The sequence below is a fragment of the Sulfitobacter sp. HGT1 genome, assembly GCF_013282155.1.
Classification (GTDB): domain Bacteria; phylum Pseudomonadota; class Alphaproteobacteria; order Rhodobacterales; family Rhodobacteraceae; genus Sulfitobacter.
Map to the genome: position 1 here is coordinate 90,570 of NZ_BLWI01000013.1, position 18,165 is coordinate 108,734.

The window sequence follows — 18,165 nt, forward strand, 5'->3', positions numbered from 1 at the left end:
AGACCGGATGAACCATGCGCGCGCCTTGACAGAGATTACCGTCGTGATCCCCCATCTTAACCAAGCTGGGGGTTTACTGCGCTGCCTGACTGCTCTTGATGCGGGTCGGCGGCAGCCCGTTGAAATCATTGTGGTTGATAACGGGTCTGCCCGCCCGCCCGATGGTATTTGCGCAAAGTTTGACAATGTCCGACTGCTTCACCAACCGCTGGCGGGGCCGGGCTTGGCGCGAAACCTTGGAGTAGAACAGGCAAAAGGCGCGATTATTGCCTTTATCGATGCCGATTGCATCCCGGCCCCTGACTGGCTGGCCGTTGCAGAACGGGCCTTGCAGAATCAAGGTGTCGACATCTTGGGCGGCGATGTGCAGATCGCCTATGATGACCCCAAACGGCTGACCGCGATCGAAGCATATGAAAGCATTTTTGCCTATCGAATGGATCGCTACATCCGGCGGCAAGGGTTTACTGGCACCGGAAATATGGTGGTGCGGCGACGGGTTTTTGACCGCGTTGGCCCGTTTGCGGGCCTGAAAATCGCTGAAGACCGCGATTGGGGGCAGCGGGCCACCCGATTGGGCCACACCATTCATTATCTTCCTGAAATGACGGTATTCCATCCCCCACGGCTCTGCTTCTCCGACCTTCAGATCAAATGGGACCGCCATATTTTTCACGACCTGCAAAAGGCTGGCGGACAGGCCCGCAGATTCTGGTGGATCGGCAAGGCATTGCTGTTGGTTGGATCACCCATCGCTGAAATCCCGCGCATATTATTTTGCAGAAGGATCAGCGGGTTGCATAACCGTGGCAAAGCATTTTCCTGCCTCGTCAGGATCCGGATTTATCGCGCAAGGCGGATGCTGCATCTTATTTTGGGCGGGGTTGATAGCCACCTTGTCACCCAGTGGAACAGAACTGATGCGAATTAACCAACCGTCTTTGCGAAAGGCTGAAACCCCTGCCCTGCCCCGCCACGAGGGCTTGAAACCTGTACCGGATGAAAAGCGGCAGAATAGACGAAATTTTGACCCGTTTTCCATGCGCTCCGTCAGAGCGGGTTAGCGCAAGATGTTCCGCTCCCTTGGCTTGATCCTGTCCGGAAACGTCGCAAGCGCCGCCTTGATGATGGCGCGCACTCTTTTGGTGTCGCGCCTGATCAGTCTCGAAGATTTCGGGGTGGGATCAATATTCCTCCTGACCTTGGCCATGATCGAGATGATGACCGCCCTGGGGTTGCAACAGCAAATGGCCCAATCGGCTGACGGTGATAGCCCGTCTTTCCAAAATGGCCTGCAAGGGTTTGCTGCGATAAGGGGTATTTTCTGCGCAGGTCTGCTGCTGCTCATCGCATCACCCCTCGCCTCATTTTTTGGGATACCACAGGCGCTTTGGGCGTTTCAGTTGATTGCTTTTGTGCCGCTGGTTCTGGGGTTTACCCATTTTGACGCGCATCGTTTCGGTCGCCAGATGGCGTTCGGCCCGACTGTTACCCTTGGCTTGCTGCCGCCCGCCGCGTCGCTGCTTTCTGTGTGGCCCTTGTATCAGCTGTTCGGTGATTACCGTGTTCTGCTGTTTTCAATTTTGGTGCAAACCGCACTCTCGTTCATCGTCTCGCATGGTGTCGCAAAACGGCCATATCGCCTTTGTTTTGATCGCTCTGCGATGCAGCAATCGCTTCGGTTCGGGTGGCCGTTGATGGTAAGCGGGGCATTGCTGTTCTTGGTGTTTCACGGGGAACGCAGCATCATCGCACTTCGGTTCAGCCTTGAAACGCTGGCGCTTTTTTCGATGGCGCTGTCGTTAACCCTAACCCCGGCCTTGGTGATATCGCGCAGCACGATGAGCTTTTTCCTGCCGCAGCTTTCAGCCGCCCGTGGGACGCGCAGCTATGCAGGTTTAGTGACCGCCACCTTGCAGGCGCATATTCTCATGGGCTGCGCGATGGTTGTCTGTGTCGCGCTGTTTGGTGGGCCTTTTTTGCTGACAGTGCTGTCGGAAAAATACGCGGCCGCGATCCCGTTGCTGGTCTGGCTGGCCACATTATACGCGTTTCGCGTTTTCGCCGGGGGCTGCGCAATCGTTGCCTTAGCGGCAGGCCACACCAAGAATGAAGTTATCACAAATCTTGTGCGGGTGTCCCTTTTGCCGGTCGCATGGCTGATCGTCAAAGACGGGGGCAATGTCATGATATTGGTCTGGATCGGCATCGTCGGGGAAGCCGCTGGTTTTGGGGTCGGGTTGTCATTAGTCCTGGGTCGTCAGACCTTGCCGCTGCGGCCGCTCCTCATGCCGCTTGCCGTCGCCATGCTTATTCTAGGCACTGCCGTTATGGTCGTTAACCACCTTAGCTGGGGGGCTGCTGCGGCCCTTTTTTCTGCGAGCTTGGCTGTTCTTGCCCTAACGATGGCTGAGTTGATGACCTATCTGCGCTGCAATACCGCCACCGGATTTATGGCGGAGACATGAACATGGGGTTAAAATCTAATTCAACACGCACCCGTTTCAGGCAAAACACCACAATTCGCCTGCATTCCGCCGCGCACGGGCGGAACAATAATTTCAACCTGATCCGGTTTTGCGCAGCCAATGCTGTGCTTATCTCTCATGCATGGCCCATATCGCTTGGACCGCACAGCATCGAGCCGCTGGAATCCACAACCGGTCACACCATGGGGGAACTGGCCGTTTATGTCTTTTTCGCGCTGTCCGGTTTCTTGATCGCGGGGAGTTTTGAGCGGTCACGTTCGCCTGCGGACTTTATCCTCGCACGCATGGGCCGGCTGTTTCCCGGCCTCGCAGCCTCGCTGGTGTTTGTGGCCTTTACGCTTGGGCCCTTGGTGACGACTTTACCCGCATTAGACTATCTATCAGACCCTAACACCTTCTCTTTTCTTGCCCGAAACGTCACCTTGATCGCCCCGCAATATACCCTTCCGGGCGTATTCACTGATTTGCCCTACCCTACAGTCGAAGGGTCAATCTGGACGTTGGCGCATGAGGTCGCGTGTTATTTCGGGCTGTTTATCTTGGGCCTGACCGGCGTGCTGTCGTCACGCGTTTCCTTTGGCACCGTGTTGATTTTCTATGCGTGTCTGGCGGCCTTGCCGTTCGACTGGCCGCCGCGATTGATCCAGTTACAAACGCTGTCGTTCCCGTTTTTGGTCGGTACCATCTTTTGGGTCTGGCGCGGTCAGATCACCTTGTCTGTGCCGGTCATGCTGGTGCTGGTGGCGATTGCCTGGCTCAGCCATGAAACCCGCCTTGCCTTTCCGACGCTGATATTGGCGCTCAGCTATACGGTATTTTGGCTGGGATATGCGCCATCGGGCGCTGCCAAAAGCTTTAACAGATTTGGCGACTATTCTTACGGGATCTATATCTATGCATTCCCGATGCAGGGCCTCGCAATCTGGCTCTGGGGGCCAATGGGGCCACTGTTGAACATCGCGCTGTCATTGCCGATGGTCCTGCTCTGTGCCGTTGCATCGTGGCATTGGATAGAGCGGCCCGCGCTTGACTACGTGCGGGCCGGCGCGTTTCAGCGGCCCGTCAGGCGGGCGTGGCGATAGCCCCGATATAGGCTGCGGTGCCGATACTATTTCCCATCAGGTCAAATGAATATGCAGCGGCTCCCAGCGGAATGACCGGCACGGCAGTGCCCGCATTTGGCGCATAGTCTCCGTTGCCCGTGTTTGTCCCCTGATGCGACTGATCGGCAACGAAGTCCGGCTGAAGACCCGTCACCTCCCCCGTCGAACCGATCTCCCCAAGCCACGAAGCCGGCCCGTAATCTGTGGCGTTATTTGAACCGTTCAACATCGCATTGAACGACCAGCCGACCTTGTATCTGACCGGCCAGTTCCCCGTATTCCCGCTTTGACTCGCAAATACATCGCTTTTCATATTCAGCCGTTCAAACAGATTAAACTTAACATGTGCGGATTTAGCCACGTTCACAGCGCCATCCAGATACAGCAGATTGACGCGCTCTCCGACGACAGTGTTGTGTTGAACAACGATGTTTTCCGCCGGATTTGCATCGCTATCTGCATTCAACCGGATCGCGGCATTACTGCTCGTACCCCAACTTTCAACGACATTCCCGACAAAGGCGAGGCCACGCGGCCCAATCGGGGCGCTGACACTGATAATCGGGTTGGTCGTTGTCCCGTTAGAGAACTTATTCCAGCCAAGGAAAATTCCTGTCATTTCAGGCCGGGCGGTTGTGGCATCGCGCCAGGTGAACTCTGGCAGGTCCGAACACCCCGCCGCTTGATAGGTGATCGACCCCGCACAGCGCTCGCAACCAATGGCCGTTACCATCGTGGCTTCGGTCGAGAAAAAGTTGCCCTGCTGTGGATCGCCCCCCGCACCAATGCTACAGTTTCTTTGAAAGAACCGACCAACGCGATAAACCCACGCGCCATAGTAATTGGTGTTATTGGCATCCCAAATGCAGTTTTCCGCCACGAAAAGACTGCTGGCCGATGACGCGGCACTGTCCAGAAACACCACGCTTGCGCCCGTCTTGCGCAGGGTCAGATTGCGTATCTTCAGCAGGGTTGGAATGGCGTTGAACTTGCTGCTGCCCCCATCTGTCAGAACGGTCGTTTCCCGCGCGGCAGGATCGGCGGCCTCCAAGATCAAGGGAACATCAACGCTGCTGCCTTGGCTTTTGAACGGGCTCAAGCTGTGTACCCCTTCGACCAGCCGGATCACGCCACCACCCGCATCATTCACGCGGCCATATGTGGTCGAGTTGAACGCGCGAATTTCCGTGCTCGCCGCCGCAATCGACGCAAACGGGAGTGCGGCGGCATGCGCCGGGTTGGCTGAAACGACACCCGCCCCATCATCGCCGGCGGTTGGATCGACATAGGCAAAGGCGGTTCCATAAGCACCGGAGCGATCATTCAACAGACGCAATGTGGTCAAGTTCGGGGAAGGGTAAGGATCGGCGTGCAGCGAAATCGTAAACGCCTCGCCGACCCAAGGATAGATTACTGCATCAATTGTCAGAACGGCGCCTTGCGTTAACAAGGACAGATCCATGTCAGTGGCAAAATGCGGCACATGCAGGCCAGAGGCATCAAAGCTGATCTTCGTCATTGCCGACACTGTTTGCGCGACGCTGGTAACCCCGTCACTGGCAATAAACTGCACCGCAGCAACTGGGCGTCCTTGGCGCGCAAATGCATGTGCGACAGCAAGACGAAGCCTATGGGTCGGTCCGGTGGCATGTTCGCGATCATGGTTAAGCCACATCGCGATCGGTTTGGGATAGGCACGGGTGCTTGTGTTGGTCGCGCCGGCTACCGTGTCGGTCGCGAAAACATAGTCCGACAAAGCCACATCACCATCCGTCAGGGTTGCGTGATTGGGGTAAGGGGCGCGAACGCGGGCGGAAATTGTGATGGTTTCCATATGCATGACCTGCGCGCCTGACCCGTCAAACCCCTGTCTTTCTACCGCAATAGGGTCGGCTATTTCCCCTGCAATATCAGGATAAATTGCGCGCCAGCCATCGGACAAAATTTCCGTCACCCCTGCCGGTGGCGTGACCGCTGGCACCGTCCGGATGTCGCCAACTCCTGTTTGCCCAAGCTGCGTGCCGATCCCGATTGTCATTTGCATGGCAAACCTTCCTGTTGCTTATCAATTCAGGCTCCGGGGTATAGCAGCGTGCAGATTGGCGTTGCGTCGGCGTCACCTTGATCGTTGGCATGGTTAATCTTCACTAAATCTTAAGGCTCTGGGGGTTTTCTGACTAACACGCGCAAGTGAAGTCATCGGGTCGCGACAGGGATTTAGTGGATGAGCCCCCAAAACCGTTATTGCCGCGATCAAGACGCTCTTGCCATCGCGCCCCGCGCGCCACGGACCTATGCCGCGATTAGCGTGGGGGTGTTTCTTGCGCTCATTATTCTGCCCATCGGGTTCAACGTCGGATCCCTTTTTCTGTCAGGGGTTCGCTTTTTCCTGGTCACGCTGAGTGTGCCGCTCGCCGTGAATTTGCTGCGCGGTCATTACGGGGCTTTGCGTTTACCGGATGCGTTTTTTGCACTCCATTTCGGTTGGATGGTTCTGGCGCTTTGGATGAACAACCCCGATCAGATGGTCCAGAATGCGGGCGCGACAGGGGCTGAATTTTTCGGGGCTTATCTGTTGGGTCGGGCCTGTATCCGCAGCAGTGATGATTTTCTCACTCTTATCCGTGTGCTGGTCGGGTGTATCGTCCTTTGCTCCCCTTTCGCGATCTTCGAAGCGATCACCGGAACGTCCCTGTTGATTGAAATTGCGGGGAAAATTCCGGTTATTTCCGCACCGACCGACCTTTCTATCGACAAGCGGCTGGGGCTGGAGAGAGTTCAACTTGGCTTTGAACATCCGATCCATTGGGGGCTGTTTTGTTCAATCGGAACGGCCCTGTGTTTCGTCGGCCTCGCCGGTCAATTGACGTTGCCAAAACGTGTGGCCCTCACCCTTATAACCTGCATTGCAGGCCTGTCGGCGCTTTCCAGCGGTGCAATTCTCGCGATCGCCATACAGGTCGGACTGATCCTCTGGGCAACGCTTTTTGAAAAAACCGCCAAACGTTGGGTGATCCTGCTGGGGGTGCTTTGTCTGTGCTATCTCGTTGTGGATTTGGCATCGAACCGAACACCCCTGCGCGTCTTTATGACCTACGCGACGTTTTCCGCACATAGCGCATACTGGCGCGCCACGATCTTTGAATGGGGGATGGTTAATGTGTGGGCAAACCCGATCTGGGGCCTAGGCCTCAAGGACTGGGTGCGCCCGATCTGGATGCACACCCCCAGTGTCGACAATTTCTGGCTGCTGATTGCCATGCGTTACGGCCTGCCCGGTTTCAGCCTTTTGGCAGCCGGCTATATTTATGCCCTTTGGCGCATAGGCACACGATCATTACAGGTGGACAATCCGCAATGGAAATTTCGCCGCGCGTGGATGTTTTGTATGCTCGGCCTGACATTTGCCTTGATGACAGTACACATCTGGGGGGCAATATACGCCATGGTGTTTTTCATATTCGGTGCTGGCATGTGGCTTTGGCCCCAGAAGGCCGAAACCGCCAAAAATTCAAAAATCCACTATATTCAATTTAACCCATCCTTTCCCTTTCACAAACCATCGCAGGCCCCCTACACACGGGCTGTCGTTCAGGGATTTGGCTATAGTAAAAACCCTAATTCGAGACTAACTCTGGCTCTAATCATGCTAAATTAATTTCACAAAAATCGATCAACTTATCCGTAAAAAGATTTGGGCCGCTTGCCAAAGATAAAGGGTTTTCGCCTAGCTTCAGGATCAATCAGTATCCAAGGAGCAATGGGAATGGCGGGGGCGAAAGCGTCAAATAAATATGCTATTGCACTGCGCCGCCAGAAAGCAGGCTTTGCGGTTATCGTGCTTTTCAGCGGCCTGATCAGCATTTTGATGCTCACCGGTTCAATCTATATGCTTCAGGTCTATGATCGGGTCCTGTCCAGCGGGTCAATCATCACATTGGTCGGCCTGTTCAGCATCGTCGTGGTCCTTTATCTTTTTTACGGGCTGTTTGATCTGCTGCGCCAACGCATGTTGTCACGGATCGGAACGCGACTGGAATTCGATCTTGGCCGCGACAGTTTTGTGGCTCAACTACAGGCCTGTCAAAGCCGCGAAAACATCAAGGTTGATCCGCTTGGACAGCTCTCTGTCCTTAACCAGTTTTTGTCCGGCCCCTCTGCATCCAGCCTGTTTGATGTGCCATTTGTCCCGCTGTTTCTGGGCGTTCTTTTTATTGTCCATCCGGTTCTTGGATTGATCGTCGTGGGCGGCGCTATGGCTGCCGCGCTTTCTGGGGTTCTTGCAGGGGTGATTGCGCGGCGGTGGCAAGACCGGCGCACTCAAGACGCGACAGTTCAGTCTGAATTCTCGACCGAGGCGATGCGAAATTCCGAAACCGTATTGGCGATGGGCATGCAGGGTTGCCTTGCGGATCATTGGCGCTCCATGCAGATCAAAAACCTCGGCACCCAACAGCGGTCAGCCCGTGGGACTGAAATTCTTGCATCCTTTAGCAAAACTTTCAGGGTGCTGCTCCAGTCAACTATTCTGACCGTTGGCGCGGTGCTGGTTCTAAATGATCAAATCACACCGGGTATGATCATCGCTTCCTCGGTCCTTTCGGGCCGGGTTCTGGCACCGATTGATCAGGCGATCAGCCAGTGGCGCAGCATCGCAAAGACCCTGTTTGCCCATAGATCGCTGCATGATTTCTTTGAAAACACCCCTGATCGCGAAAGCAATATTGACCTCCCCAAACCTGCGGGACGGATTACGGTAACGTCGCTTACGAAATTTTCCGACAATGCGGCCCATACGCAGCAAGAGCTTCTGCTGCAAAGTGTCAGCTTCAATCTTGAGCCGGGGGACGGGCTGGGCGTGATCGGCAAATCTGCGTCGGGCAAGTCGGTATTGGCCCGTCTTTTAGTCGGCGCATGGAAGCCAGATCGCGGCGAAGTGCAAATCGATGGTGCCGCCTTTGACAAATGGCCTGCGGGTGCAATCGGACGACATATCGGGTATCTGCCTCAATCCGTGATCTTGTTGCCCGGCACAATTGGTCAGAATATTGCCCGCTTTGACCCGCTTGCCACCGATGCCGACATTATCGCTGCAGCCAAGCTCGCGCGGGTCCACGACTTGATCCTGCGTCTGCCCAATGGCTATGCGACCATGGTCGGCGGCAGATCCGGGACGCCCTTATCCGGGGGGCAAATCCAGCGCATTGGCCTTGCACGCGCGGTCATTTTTTCCCCTGCGCTGGTGGTCTTGGACGAACCCAACGCAAATCTTGACGGTGCTGGCGACGACGCCCTTGAAAGGGCGATTTCGGATTTACGGGCTGCGGGCAGCACGGTGATCGTCATGGCCCACAGACCAAGCGCTATTGCCGCAGTGAATAAAATTCTCGTTCTTGATCAAGGGCGTATGACAAGGTTTGACACGAAAGAGAATGTTATGGGTACCGCCAACACCCCGCGGGCGACACATGTTCGAGAACAACTCTCCAAGCAAGCCTGATGAGTTTTCATATGCTTTTTGGCTTTTAGCATGGCCATTCCTCCAACCCGGATCGCGCAGGGGGCCCGCTTGTTCTAGCTGTCAGGTCGCGGTATTTTGGCCAGCACCTTGGTAGAAAGCGGCCCAAGACCCTCCGGGTGTTCGACCCTCGGGTAACGACCGATTTTGACCATCGCAAAAATATCATGAAAGCCGGGTTCGGGGCGTGGCTCCCAAAAAACCTGTAATGCAGATGGACCGTGTCTTCTTAAGCTTCAAAAAGCCGTATGCTCAAAGGATCAGCGCCACCGACGATTTCCAGCAAGCGGTCGATGTTTGGATGCGCGCCCGGGCGGTTCCTCGCATCTTCTGTGTGCTCGGCAAACACGGCAAGGCCATGTGCGGCGGCTTCTGCATCCAAAGTGCCGAAGCTCTGCTCCAGATACCGATAGACGGCGAGCGAACCCTGCTTGCCGGGCTGGTTTTCGATAGACGAGACAACGATACCAGTCGGGTCGATAAGGTCGATGCGAGCGAGGCCCTCGATTGACGGAAGCAGTTGCAGATTGTTCTTGAACGAAACAGTGGGCTGGATCAGCGCGAAATCCTTTTTGGAAATTATTGCAAGGTGTTAAGCAGTTTTTGAACGCTGATACTAGGCCATATAGACTGATAGATAATTTCGATGGGAGGTTGCGTTCAAAGTGGATCATGACTGGGTTGATAAAATCTGAAATAGCAACTCAGACTTTGACCTCATTCCAAAGGGCACTCACCGGGAGAGCAAACCTTCGGTCACCAAAGGTGAACTTTTCTTGACCCGGGTAAAAGACAATCCCTGTACATGTCCTGCTGCGACCGGGCCCGTCTTTTGAGAACCATTTGAGGTGTTTGAAGTCATCACTGCAGACCGATGCAGACGCTTTGATTTCAACACAGACAAGAAGGCTGCCGCCGTCGATCAGGATGTCAATCTCGCGCTGGTCAGCAACCTGCATCGGGACAGCGCGCAGCAGCTCGTTCAAAACAAAGCTCTCCAGTAGACCGCCCAAGGCCTGCCAATTGTTTTCGATGGAGAAGGTATCTTTGGTGAAACGACGCAAGGCACAGGCGATGCCTGAATCCGCGAAATGGTATTTTGGGTTCTTAATTTCCCGCTTGCTCACACCTGATGTCCAGGCTCCCAGCTTGATAGGCATCGACAACCGTATCAGGATATCCAGATATTGTTCGACCGTAACAGGTTGCAACCTGCTCAGTTTGGCAAGTTCCGAGATGTTGATTTCTTGAGCTGAGCGCGCCGCCATCTGGTCGATCACGATACGCAGGCCATCAGGCTTTCAAACCAGGTTGATATCACCCACATCGCGCTCGACGACCGCATCTATATAATCCCAACACTGCGGCTGGCGGGATCTAAGTGGCAGCATTCAGGCTTCAGGAAAGCCACCTTCCAGAATGAGATCAATGTAATCGCTTCGGCTGGCTGGCTCTGGGTCTGCCACTTGCCCTAGCTTCGGGTCTTTTTGCATCGCCCAATCCAAGAGGCGACTGACGGGCGCTCTTTTGACTTCCGCGACTGACGAGGGCCAGAGCTTGAGTGTTCGGCTTGTTTTTGATGTTGCAAGCGGCGTTGCCCACTGCCCGCAGGATATTGCGGAGCAATGCACGAGAACGTGAGTGCCGCGAACGTGCGGTGCGGTTGGCGATGGAACACCGTGATGCGTATCGGAGCGAAGCTGCTTTAGTCACAGCGATTGCAAGCAAATTAGGCTGTTCGCCAGACAGTCTTCGCGTTTGGGTCCGGCAGGCCCGGCGTGGTGGTGGCGAACGGTCGGGCCAATCCAGCGCCGAGAAGGCGCGGATCAAGGCGTTAGAGCGCGAGGTGCGCGAACAACGGCAAGCCAATGAGATTCTGAAGAAAGCATCAGCGTATTTTGCCCCCCTCTGGTGACCTTGCTGCGCAAGGCACTGCCGGGCATTGGGGCGGAGCTCGACCGCCCGTTTGGCAAGCAACTGCTTTCATTGAAGAACATCGCGGTGCGTTCGGGGGTGAGCCGATGTGAAAAATACTGCAAATCGCCCAGTCCACATATGATGAACGGCGCGCCATCGCGCGTGATCGTGATCGTGATCGGGCTTCAGCTCGGGCGATGGCGAACGCTGATCTGTGCGTTAAGATCAATGCTGCCTGGGAAGAGAACCGCAAGCTCTATAGCGCGCAGAGGATCTGGCATGTCTTACTGCGCGATAATCAGGAGATCGCACGATGCAAGGTGGAACGGTTGATGCGCAGTCCGGGCATCAAGGGCGTGGTCTGCGGCAAAAAAGTTGTCACGACCAATTCGGACACCTCACAGCCGTGCCCTGACGACAAGGTAAACCGCTTGTTCAAGGCAGATCGGCCCAACCAACTCTGGGTCTCTGACTTCACATACGTCCCGACGTGGTCCGGAACGGTCTATGTCGCTTTCGTCATTGATGTCTTCGCCCATCGCATCGTCGGCTGGCGCGTATCTACGTCAATGGCAACGCAGTTCGTTCTCGGCGCTTTGGATCAAGCAATCTGGCAAATAAAAACACCTGATAACAATGCCTTGGTTCACCACTCAGACCGTGGATCGCAATATCTCTCGATCAAGTATACCGATCGCCTTGTCGAATTCGGTATTGATCCATCGGTTGGAACAGTCGGCGATTCCTATGACAATGCTCTCGCTGAATGCGTCATTGACCTGTTCGGCCGGACTCCGAACTTGCTCTGGCGGGTCGGCCATCCTTCTGGCCTTTAAGCGACACCGGCGCGGACATCCGCGATCCCGCCAAATCCATGTAATCATTATAAGAGTATCCCGCAGCCGGTACCATTTTTTGCAATTCCTCATAGCCCGTGACGAACGTAATAGCGGGGCGGCCTGTCGGCCGGGAAACACTATGGCAGAAACGAACAATACCACGAGACGGCGCAAGAAAGCGGAGCGGGGCAACCGCGTGGATATACCAACTGGCAGCCGTCGTCCGTCAGGATGCTGCCGGAACGGGCGGAGCGACTTCGATTAGTTGAGTGAATTTTAGGGCAAAGCCTATTTGTTACTTCAAGTTACATTTGAAATTGGCCTGTAACACTAACTGCACACCAATTTAACCTTGCAAACCTTCCATTGCATGGAATAATTGCAAGGTATGTATATCCGCCAAACTCACCAACTTGTGCAATCCGCACTGGAGGACCAAGCCGCTGTAGTCCTCCTTGGCCCCCGACAGGTAGGGAAAACCACGCTTGCTCTCGACGTCGCTTCGGAGCGACCATCGGTATACCTCGATCTTGAACGTGAGGCGGACCGGCAGATCCTGACCGAACCGGATCTCTATCTGGATGAACAGGCGGGAAAACTCGTCATCCTCGACGAGGTGCAGCAGATGCCTGGCCTCTTCAAGACACTGCGTGGTCAGATCGACCAGCGCAGACGGGCCGGGTTTCGGACGGGACAGTTTCTGCTTCTGGGGTCAGCCTCAAATGTCCTCTTGCAACAATCGGCAGAGTCCCTTGCCGGGCGTGTACGGTATATCGAAATGCCCCCTCTGCAACTTACCGAGGTGGGCGCAGATCAGTTGAATAGGCTCTGGCTGCGTGGCGGCTTCCCTGACAGTTTTCTGGCTGGGAGCGATCAGGCCAGCATGGACTGGCGTCTGGATTTCCTGCGCACATATCTGGAGCGTGACATCCCTGCCCTTGGGCCGCGTATTCCCGCCGCGACATTGCGGCGCTTTTGGACCATGTTGGCGCATGTCCAAGGCGGCTTGCTGAATGCCGCCGCACTTGCTGAAGGGCTCGGTGTGTCGGGCCAAACCATCGGTCGTTATCTCGATCTGCTCGTCGATCTCATGCTGGTCCGGCGGCTGCAGCCGTGGCATGAGAATGTCGGAAAGCGCCTGGTGAAATCGCCAAAAATCTATGTGAGGGACAGCGGGATCGTGCATGCGCTGTTGAGTATTGGTACGACCGAGGGCTTGCTCGGGCACCCTGTCGTTGGCGGCAGTTGGGAGGGGTTCTGCATCGAGGCCCTTCTGGCGGCGGCACCCGCTGGCACCGAGCCCTTTTTCTATCGTACCTCTGCCGGAGCTGAACTTGATTTGGTCCTTCGTCTGCCCGGTGGCGAGATTTGGGCCATCGAGATCAAACGTACGACGACACCCAAGGTCTCGCGCGGATTCCACACGGGTGCGGAAGATATCAAGGCCAACCGGAAGCTGCTGATCTACGCTGGAGAGCGTGACGTTCCCGTAGCTGAAAACATTCGTGCAATGCCTCTTGAACAGGGAATCGGGCTGTTGAAAGAAATCTAGCGCCGCGTCTGTTCGTTCCGAGCGGCGCATGCTTAGGACGCGTTGGACTTAGACAAAGGATTGAGTCTCGACGGCTTCCGGAAGTTTGCAGGATCACGCAAACAAACGGCAGGTACTCGTGGTAGGCGGCTTTCGCGCTTCGCATGTCTACCGATGTGCCCGTTGGCATGAACTACTGGTCGCAGCGGTCGGCCCGTCCAAATCGGGTATCTCCAATCGTCCACCCATACCCAGACCACAGGGTTCGGGTATCGCTCAGGCCAGCCACATTCAAGGCGAGCGTCCAGCAGCGATGCATCTGATCTGCACGACAATCGCCAAGAAGACGCCGTTCCAGATCATCAGAGGTCGTTGTAGCTCCGGAACATATCGTAAATTGTCTTAATGCAAAGTTCGTAACCGCCAGCTTCTCCCTCCATGTACATCTGTTGGACCTGGATCTTCAGTTCGTCTTCCGTCTCAATCTCAAACGCCGCATCGTGCGCAAATTTTGAGATGAATTGCTCAGTTTCATCCTCCGAGAGATCGTAAAGATTACCGGGAGTGAACCATTCAACGACCGAAGAACCATCAATCATGTCATGCAGGCTCCGCAGCATCGTTCCATGCGCCGAAGGTGGGCGACAGTACATGTCATGCATGGCCCTCAAAGCGTCGGTCAGCTCGTCATGCTCGCCGATCAGGCGCAAATCAGTGTTGGCATTCAGGCCACGGCGAGAAGCTTCCGGAGGGGAGGTATGGACAGCACGAGGTGGCATATTGCAGATCGCACTGAACACCATGTTGTCGTGGAGCGGGTGTTCGGGCTGTTCGCGTTCATAAGCTGCGACAAGGTAGTACATTTAAGTCCTCTCAGATTGCCGGGTGTTGGTCGGCGTTACAACAAGCAGAGATCGGTGGCCGGACCTGTCTGTCCAGAAATGTCTCGGCTTCACCCGATCTCTTAAATGTATAAAGGAGCAGATTTTCGAGTTTACTACGGCTGCGAAGGTCATGGGTGATGGCTTTATGTGGATAACCTGCAAAGCAAGGTATTTTGACTAGGGAGCAGTCTCCGAAACGGGTGCCGGCTCGCGGATCATACTGCAATTTGTGAACCGGGCGGCACTCGCGCCGACACTGAACAGCCCAAGGTCAAAGACCAAGATTAGCTTGCCAGATCCGCGGCAAAGGCCCCTGAATCTTTGAGAACTGTCGGGTCCTGCTTTGTCATTACCGTTGCGCGTGAGAAGATCGGCGCGACGGCCATCGCGTGGCGGCCCCAATTCGGCCCCGCCGATTTTGACCAGCGTAAAGGAGGACCGCTCCACGTTGATGAGAATCTTTATTTACAACTGCGACCGGAATCCAGACATGCTCTGACGGATCGACTGATCCTTCTGGCCTTCAAGCGGCCCCGGCCTAGGCAATACCGTTCCCCTAAATACAGGTTATCCACATAAGGGTATCCCCCAGTCGATACCGTTTTCTGCAATTTCTCATAGCTCAGCGACGAACGAAACAGCGGAGCGGCCTGTTGGCCGGGAAACATCATGACAGAAACGGTAAAACCTGCGAGGCGGCGGACAAAGGCGGAAAAGGTAGACCATGCGATGTATGCGCAGCGGTCCACGGACCGGAAGCGGGCGGCAGATCTGACCCGCCTCAGCATTTGGGTGCCGGCAACGGAGAAGACCGCCTTCAAGAACGCGGCGGACGCGTCGGTGGCCCGGTTTATGGGAGAAATGTCCCGTCAGACGTGCGGCGTCTGCGCAAAGCCGCTCGCCTCGCGGACCGCCAAGCCGAAGCCCAAGCCAAGGCGCAGGCTGCTCGATCCGCGTCAGATGGTGCTGGACCTCGGCTAAAGATCCGGGTCGACATCACCGGTGCGATCCAGAACATCCGCCAGACTGCGCTCGGGCGGCAGCCCCATTTCTGCGCGAATATTTGTCAGGATAATTGCGTCTGCGCTGATCTGTCCCTGCGCTCGACCAAGGGCCACCCATGCCGCGCGTGAAATCGCCTTAGCAACGCGTAGGAACAAGGGGCCCGCTGTCCGGACGGTCTGCCTAAGGGTTTCCCTGTCTACGGGCACCAGTTCAGCATCCAGCGCAAACCTTTGCGCGTGTTCATCCCAGGCAATCCCGCCACCGATGATATACGAGATGCCACGCTCCAGCGCCTCTGCCGCTTTCTCGCGCAAAGTGAGTGCATCTTCGCGCCGCTCCAGGTCGCGCTGAGCTGCAACGAGTTTGCTTTCGATCCGACGCGAGGTGGTCAACAGTCCCGTCTGCGTCTCCCTGACCTTACGCGTTTTACGCTCCTCTTCCAGCCGGGTTTCCGTCGCCCGGATCGCCCGCTGCTCCATCGCCGCGCAGTGTCTCGTGATCTGCACAGACGCCTCTTCCAGTCGTGTGACGGCGTCCTGAGCGGCAGCACGCTTCTGGACGGCAACGTCCCGGTCGAGGGTTGCAGTCCGCGCATGTTCCCGAGCAGCTTCAGCAATCGGCAGGTATTTTTGTGCTTCCCGGGCCGCAGCGGCGGTGCGTTCCGCTGCCCTAAGGCTGGCCCTTTTCCGAGATTTACGCAATGCGCGGGCCGTCAGATCGCGCGTGCGCTGGACAACGCGCGCTCCTTCTTCATGTGCCGCATCCAGAATGGCTTTTACCTCCACCTGAGCCTTGGCAACCTCTCGTGCCCGCCACTCCGATGGTGGTACATGAGAGCGGGGTTCGGCCGACGGTTTGCCAGCTTCTCTTGCCGCACGTATGGCTGCGGCCCGCCGCATTCCGCGCTCCAAACCGATCTTTCCAAAATGCTCCCCAGCAAGGTCCTGCGCATGCTCGTAGCTTGCCAAAAGCGGGTTGGCAGCCGGTCGCAGCAGGAACTGCTGTCCCCGGTTTGCAGTCGTCTTTTCTGTCCAGACGGCGATCACAAAGTGAATGTGGTAAGCTTCTTCATCCATGTGCCCGACGGCATATCGCAACTGCTGTTCAGTAAAATGCGCCCAAAGAAATCCCAGTGAAGCGTCCCTGAATTGCGCAATCCGGGGTCCATCCCAACACGCTGCACCTGTTCCACCGCACCACGTTTTGCTTACAGACAGGATCCCTTCCCGCAGAGGCCCTGCGGTGGACTGACGCCATGGCTGCGAAGGGCCGGCCTCCTCGACGCGGATAGCCTCTGCGACACGGGATTTTGCGGTTAGCGCCGCGATCTGACGTTCTTGATTCAAGTCCGACATTTCCTTGATTTCGGATCGCAGGGTTTCAATCCAGTCCTGCCTGCCAAAGAGGACATGATTGCCCTTTGAACGGGTTTGATCGACGTGGGAAAGATCTCCCCCGCCGCGCTGATCATGCATCCGGAACCGGCCCAGGTTCTGAGGCCAAAGGCCCTTGAACCGCAGAACGACCGGCGCTGTGTCAACCTGCGGGACGGGCGCGGGCATATTAATTGATCTGTGGATGGACATGTATCACCTTCAAGAATTGCTGCTCTGAAGGATAAGATCGACTGGGTCCCAGAAAGTTCTGAGAGCCATTTTTGAGATAAGTGCTGTGCTGGGTTTTACTCATTAGCGTTTCTGCAATCGCTGCCCGGTCTCGCAGCCTTGTTCCCAAGGAGAATACCCTCCCTTCTGCCAGCACCTCACCGGAAATTTCGCTCTGCCGCAAAAATGACGACCGCCATCAGTATGCCCGACCCGTCATTGCAGAAACGCTTGTTATCCATTTGCTATTTGGCGGAGAAAGTAGATGAGACTTTTTTAGATCGCCTACCTGCCCCTGTTGCCGACATCAAAAGCCGAGGTCTCACTGCGCCTTGGTCGACACTGTTTTCAACGAGCACGTGTCGGTGCGATTGAGCTTGCGCTGCGCGCTACCCAGTCAACAATCAGTCGATCCATTCTCTCACGTCGTACCCCTTTTCAGTTAAGCTCGCCTTGACCAGACGCCTGATCATTTCGGGCCGCGACGGCTCATCATCTTCCTTCGATATGAGGTCATCTATCGCTGCAATTGTATTCGCGTGAAGGCGAACGAGAATGCCAGTTGTATCTCTCTTCGGAGGTGCCATTAAGTTTCCCAGTTTCTGCTGTGATTTCAATATCGGTATCAGAAAGAGTTGTCCCTCTGCTACATTTTTTAGCTCGGCCTATATATTCTTTATTGCAATTGCGATATTGATATCTATATTGCAATCAAGGCGATGACAGAGTTGCAGCTTCGTCACCGCCTTGACCACACTGATCTGTGAGGAGATCCGCATGACTGACACCATTTGTACCATGCTTCTCGGCTGCCCCGTACCCCAAAATTCTGACCTGACTGCAGAGCAGTCAATCGACACTTTCGAAGCTCTTTGCGATGCGCTGTTTCGCGCTTTCCGCGCCGACTACCAGTACTTCTGCGCCCAGACTTCGGCGGGACGTATCGAACGTCATGCTGATGCCTACGCCGCTTGGCACACCGTACATGTTTCTTTGTCCGCTGTTGCGCGGATCACGTCTTTGATGCCAGCGCTTGAGACAGCCGTAGACCAGCTTTCGAACGTGTTTGTCATGCGCCTGACAAAGACAAAGCGCCATACCGTCGACAGCGCGGCCCTCGTCCGGGAAGCAGGCCGCCTGCGGTCGGAACGCGGACAGGATGACCGCCTTGCCGATCTGCTGATGCAAGCGGGCAGCTATGTGCAGTACAGTCATGATCCCGGTTATCCGATCCCGGACATCAACGACCTGCTCGACGAAGCCTGAGACAAGGTT

The 18,165-nt window shown here is 55.7% G+C and carries 14 protein-coding genes, 1 pseudogene and 1 other annotated feature; of the genes and pseudogenes, 10 read left to right on the forward strand and 5 right to left on the reverse strand.

The window, feature by feature from the left end; translation table 11 throughout:
• Positions 1-7 precede the first annotated feature (7 nt).
• From HGT1_RS15760 to HGT1_RS15770, 3 genes are all read left to right on the forward strand, one after another.
• Entirely contained in the window at positions 8-931 is a 924-nt protein-coding gene (locus tag HGT1_RS15760; RefSeq protein ID WP_176250910.1) for a glycosyltransferase family 2 protein, read from the forward strand.
• A gap of 139 nt (positions 932-1,070) precedes the next feature.
• Positions 1,071-2,468 carry an oligosaccharide flippase family protein gene (locus HGT1_RS15765; RefSeq protein WP_176250911.1) on the forward strand — a complete coding sequence of 466 codons (1,398 nt, stop codon included), beginning with the start codon at positions 1,071-1,073 and terminating at the stop codon, positions 2,466-2,468.
• A 2-nt stretch (positions 2,469-2,470) separates the two neighbouring features.
• Positions 2,471-3,571 carry an acyltransferase gene (locus tag HGT1_RS15770; protein WP_176250912.1) on the forward strand — a complete coding sequence of 367 codons (1,101 nt, stop codon included), beginning with the start codon at positions 2,471-2,473 and terminating at the stop codon, positions 3,569-3,571.
• On the opposite strand, the gene HGT1_RS15775 is transcribed toward HGT1_RS15770, so the two are convergent.
• Positions 3,552-5,636, reverse strand: a complete 2,085-nt coding sequence (locus HGT1_RS15775) for a hypothetical protein (protein WP_176250913.1) — start codon at positions 5,634-5,636, stop codon at positions 3,552-3,554. The two genes, HGT1_RS15770 and HGT1_RS15775, sit on opposite strands and share 20 nt — an antisense overlap.
• 462 nt (positions 5,637-6,098) lie before the next feature.
• Here HGT1_RS15775 and HGT1_RS15780 point away from each other — a divergent pair, with 462 nt between their 5' ends.
• Both HGT1_RS15780 and HGT1_RS15785 read left to right on the forward strand, forming a co-directional pair.
• Complete coding sequence (locus HGT1_RS15780) at positions 6,099-7,250, forward strand: O-antigen ligase (protein ID WP_217902992.1); 1,152 nt, start codon at positions 6,099-6,101, stop codon at positions 7,248-7,250.
• 108 nt (positions 7,251-7,358) lie between these two features.
• Positions 7,359-9,092 carry a type I secretion system permease/ATPase gene (locus HGT1_RS15785; protein ID WP_176250915.1) on the forward strand — a complete coding sequence of 578 codons (1,734 nt, stop codon included), beginning with the start codon at positions 7,359-7,361 and terminating at the stop codon, positions 9,090-9,092.
• A gap of 247 nt (positions 9,093-9,339) precedes the next feature.
• Here HGT1_RS15785 and HGT1_RS15790 read toward each other — a convergent pair whose 3' ends face one another.
• Positions 9,340-9,693 carry a DUF2322 family protein gene (locus HGT1_RS15790; RefSeq protein WP_308791277.1) on the reverse strand — a complete coding sequence of 118 codons (354 nt, stop codon included), beginning with the start codon at positions 9,691-9,693 and terminating at the stop codon, positions 9,340-9,342.
• A 121-nt stretch (positions 9,694-9,814) separates the two neighbouring features.
• On the reverse strand, positions 9,815-10,399 hold the full coding sequence (locus HGT1_RS15795) for an ATP-binding protein (RefSeq protein WP_375708112.1): 585 nt from the start codon (positions 10,397-10,399) through the stop codon (positions 9,815-9,817).
• A 380-nt stretch (positions 10,400-10,779) separates the two neighbouring features.
• On the opposite strand from HGT1_RS15795, the gene HGT1_RS18480 reads away from it, so the two are divergent.
• The 3 genes and pseudogenes from HGT1_RS18480 to HGT1_RS15810 all read left to right on the forward strand — a co-directional run bounded on the left by HGT1_RS18480 (position 10,780) and on the right by HGT1_RS15810 (position 13,418).
• On the forward strand, positions 10,780-11,025 hold the full coding sequence (locus HGT1_RS18480; protein ID WP_176250916.1) for a transposase: 246 nt from the start codon (positions 10,780-10,782) through the stop codon (positions 11,023-11,025).
• Positions 11,026-11,048: 23 nt separating this feature from the next.
• Positions 11,049-11,158 (forward strand) — a sequence feature (AL1L pseudoknot).
• Positions 11,150-11,812, forward strand: a pseudogene (locus HGT1_RS15805) (IS3 family transposase); the annotation flags it as partial. Its footprint overlaps the feature before it by 9 nt.
• A gap of 442 nt (positions 11,813-12,254) precedes the next feature.
• On the forward strand, positions 12,255-13,418 hold the full coding sequence (locus tag HGT1_RS15810; protein ID WP_176250917.1) for an ATP-binding protein: 1,164 nt from the start codon (positions 12,255-12,257) through the stop codon (positions 13,416-13,418).
• Positions 13,419-13,759: 341 nt separating this feature from the next.
• Here HGT1_RS15810 and HGT1_RS15815 read toward each other — a convergent pair whose 3' ends face one another.
• The gene (locus tag HGT1_RS15815) at positions 13,760-14,260 is read right to left on the reverse strand and encodes a hypothetical protein (protein ID WP_176250918.1); all 501 of its coding nucleotides are present in this window, start codon (positions 14,258-14,260) and stop codon (positions 13,760-13,762) included.
• 690 nt (positions 14,261-14,950) lie between these two features.
• Here HGT1_RS15815 and HGT1_RS15820 point away from each other — a divergent pair.
• The gene (locus HGT1_RS15820; protein WP_176250919.1) at positions 14,951-15,262 is read left to right on the forward strand and encodes a hypothetical protein; all 312 of its coding nucleotides are present in this window, start codon (positions 14,951-14,953) and stop codon (positions 15,260-15,262) included.
• On the opposite strand, the gene HGT1_RS15825 is transcribed toward HGT1_RS15820, so the two are convergent.
• Positions 15,259-16,872, reverse strand: a complete 1,614-nt coding sequence (locus tag HGT1_RS15825) for a plasmid recombination protein (protein WP_176250920.1) — start codon at positions 16,870-16,872, stop codon at positions 15,259-15,261. The genes HGT1_RS15820 and HGT1_RS15825 overlap by 4 nt on opposite strands.
• A 795-nt stretch (positions 16,873-17,667) precedes the next feature.
• Between HGT1_RS15825 and HGT1_RS15830 the strand changes: the two genes are divergently transcribed.
• Positions 17,668-18,156 carry a hypothetical protein gene (locus HGT1_RS15830; protein WP_176250921.1) on the forward strand — a complete coding sequence of 163 codons (489 nt, stop codon included), beginning with the start codon at positions 17,668-17,670 and terminating at the stop codon, positions 18,154-18,156.
• Positions 18,157-18,165: the final 9 nt, after the last annotated feature.

Bases quoted from the DNA above. Each gene is read 5' to 3' on its own strand.
- HGT1_RS15770 (WP_176250912.1), top strand. From the start codon at position 2,471: ATGGGGTTAAAATCTAATTCAACACGCACCCGTTTCAGGCAAAACACC.
- HGT1_RS15820 (WP_176250919.1), top strand. From the start codon at position 14,951: ATGACAGAAACGGTAAAACCTGCGAGGCGGCGGACAAAGGCGGAAAAG.
- HGT1_RS15810 (WP_176250917.1), top strand. From the start codon at position 12,255: ATGTATATCCGCCAAACTCACCAACTTGTGCAATCCGCACTGGAGGAC.
- HGT1_RS15765 (WP_176250911.1), top strand. From the start codon at position 1,071: ATGTTCCGCTCCCTTGGCTTGATCCTGTCCGGAAACGTCGCAAGCGCC.
- HGT1_RS18480 (WP_176250916.1), top strand. From the start codon at position 10,780: ATGGAACACCGTGATGCGTATCGGAGCGAAGCTGCTTTAGTCACAGCG.
- HGT1_RS15760 (WP_176250910.1), top strand. From the start codon at position 8: ATGAACCATGCGCGCGCCTTGACAGAGATTACCGTCGTGATCCCCCAT.
- HGT1_RS15830 (WP_176250921.1), top strand. From the start codon at position 17,668: ATGACTGACACCATTTGTACCATGCTTCTCGGCTGCCCCGTACCCCAA.
- HGT1_RS15815 (WP_176250918.1), bottom strand. From the start codon at position 14,260: ATGTACTACCTTGTCGCAGCTTATGAACGCGAACAGCCCGAACACCCG.
- HGT1_RS15825 (WP_176250920.1), bottom strand. From the start codon at position 16,872: ATGTCCATCCACAGATCAATTAATATGCCCGCGCCCGTCCCGCAGGTT.
- HGT1_RS15785 (WP_176250915.1), top strand. From the start codon at position 7,359: ATGGCGGGGGCGAAAGCGTCAAATAAATATGCTATTGCACTGCGCCGC.
- HGT1_RS15775 (WP_176250913.1), bottom strand. From the start codon at position 5,636: ATGCAAATGACAATCGGGATCGGCACGCAGCTTGGGCAAACAGGAGTT.
- HGT1_RS15780 (WP_217902992.1), top strand. From the start codon at position 6,099: ATGAACAACCCCGATCAGATGGTCCAGAATGCGGGCGCGACAGGGGCT.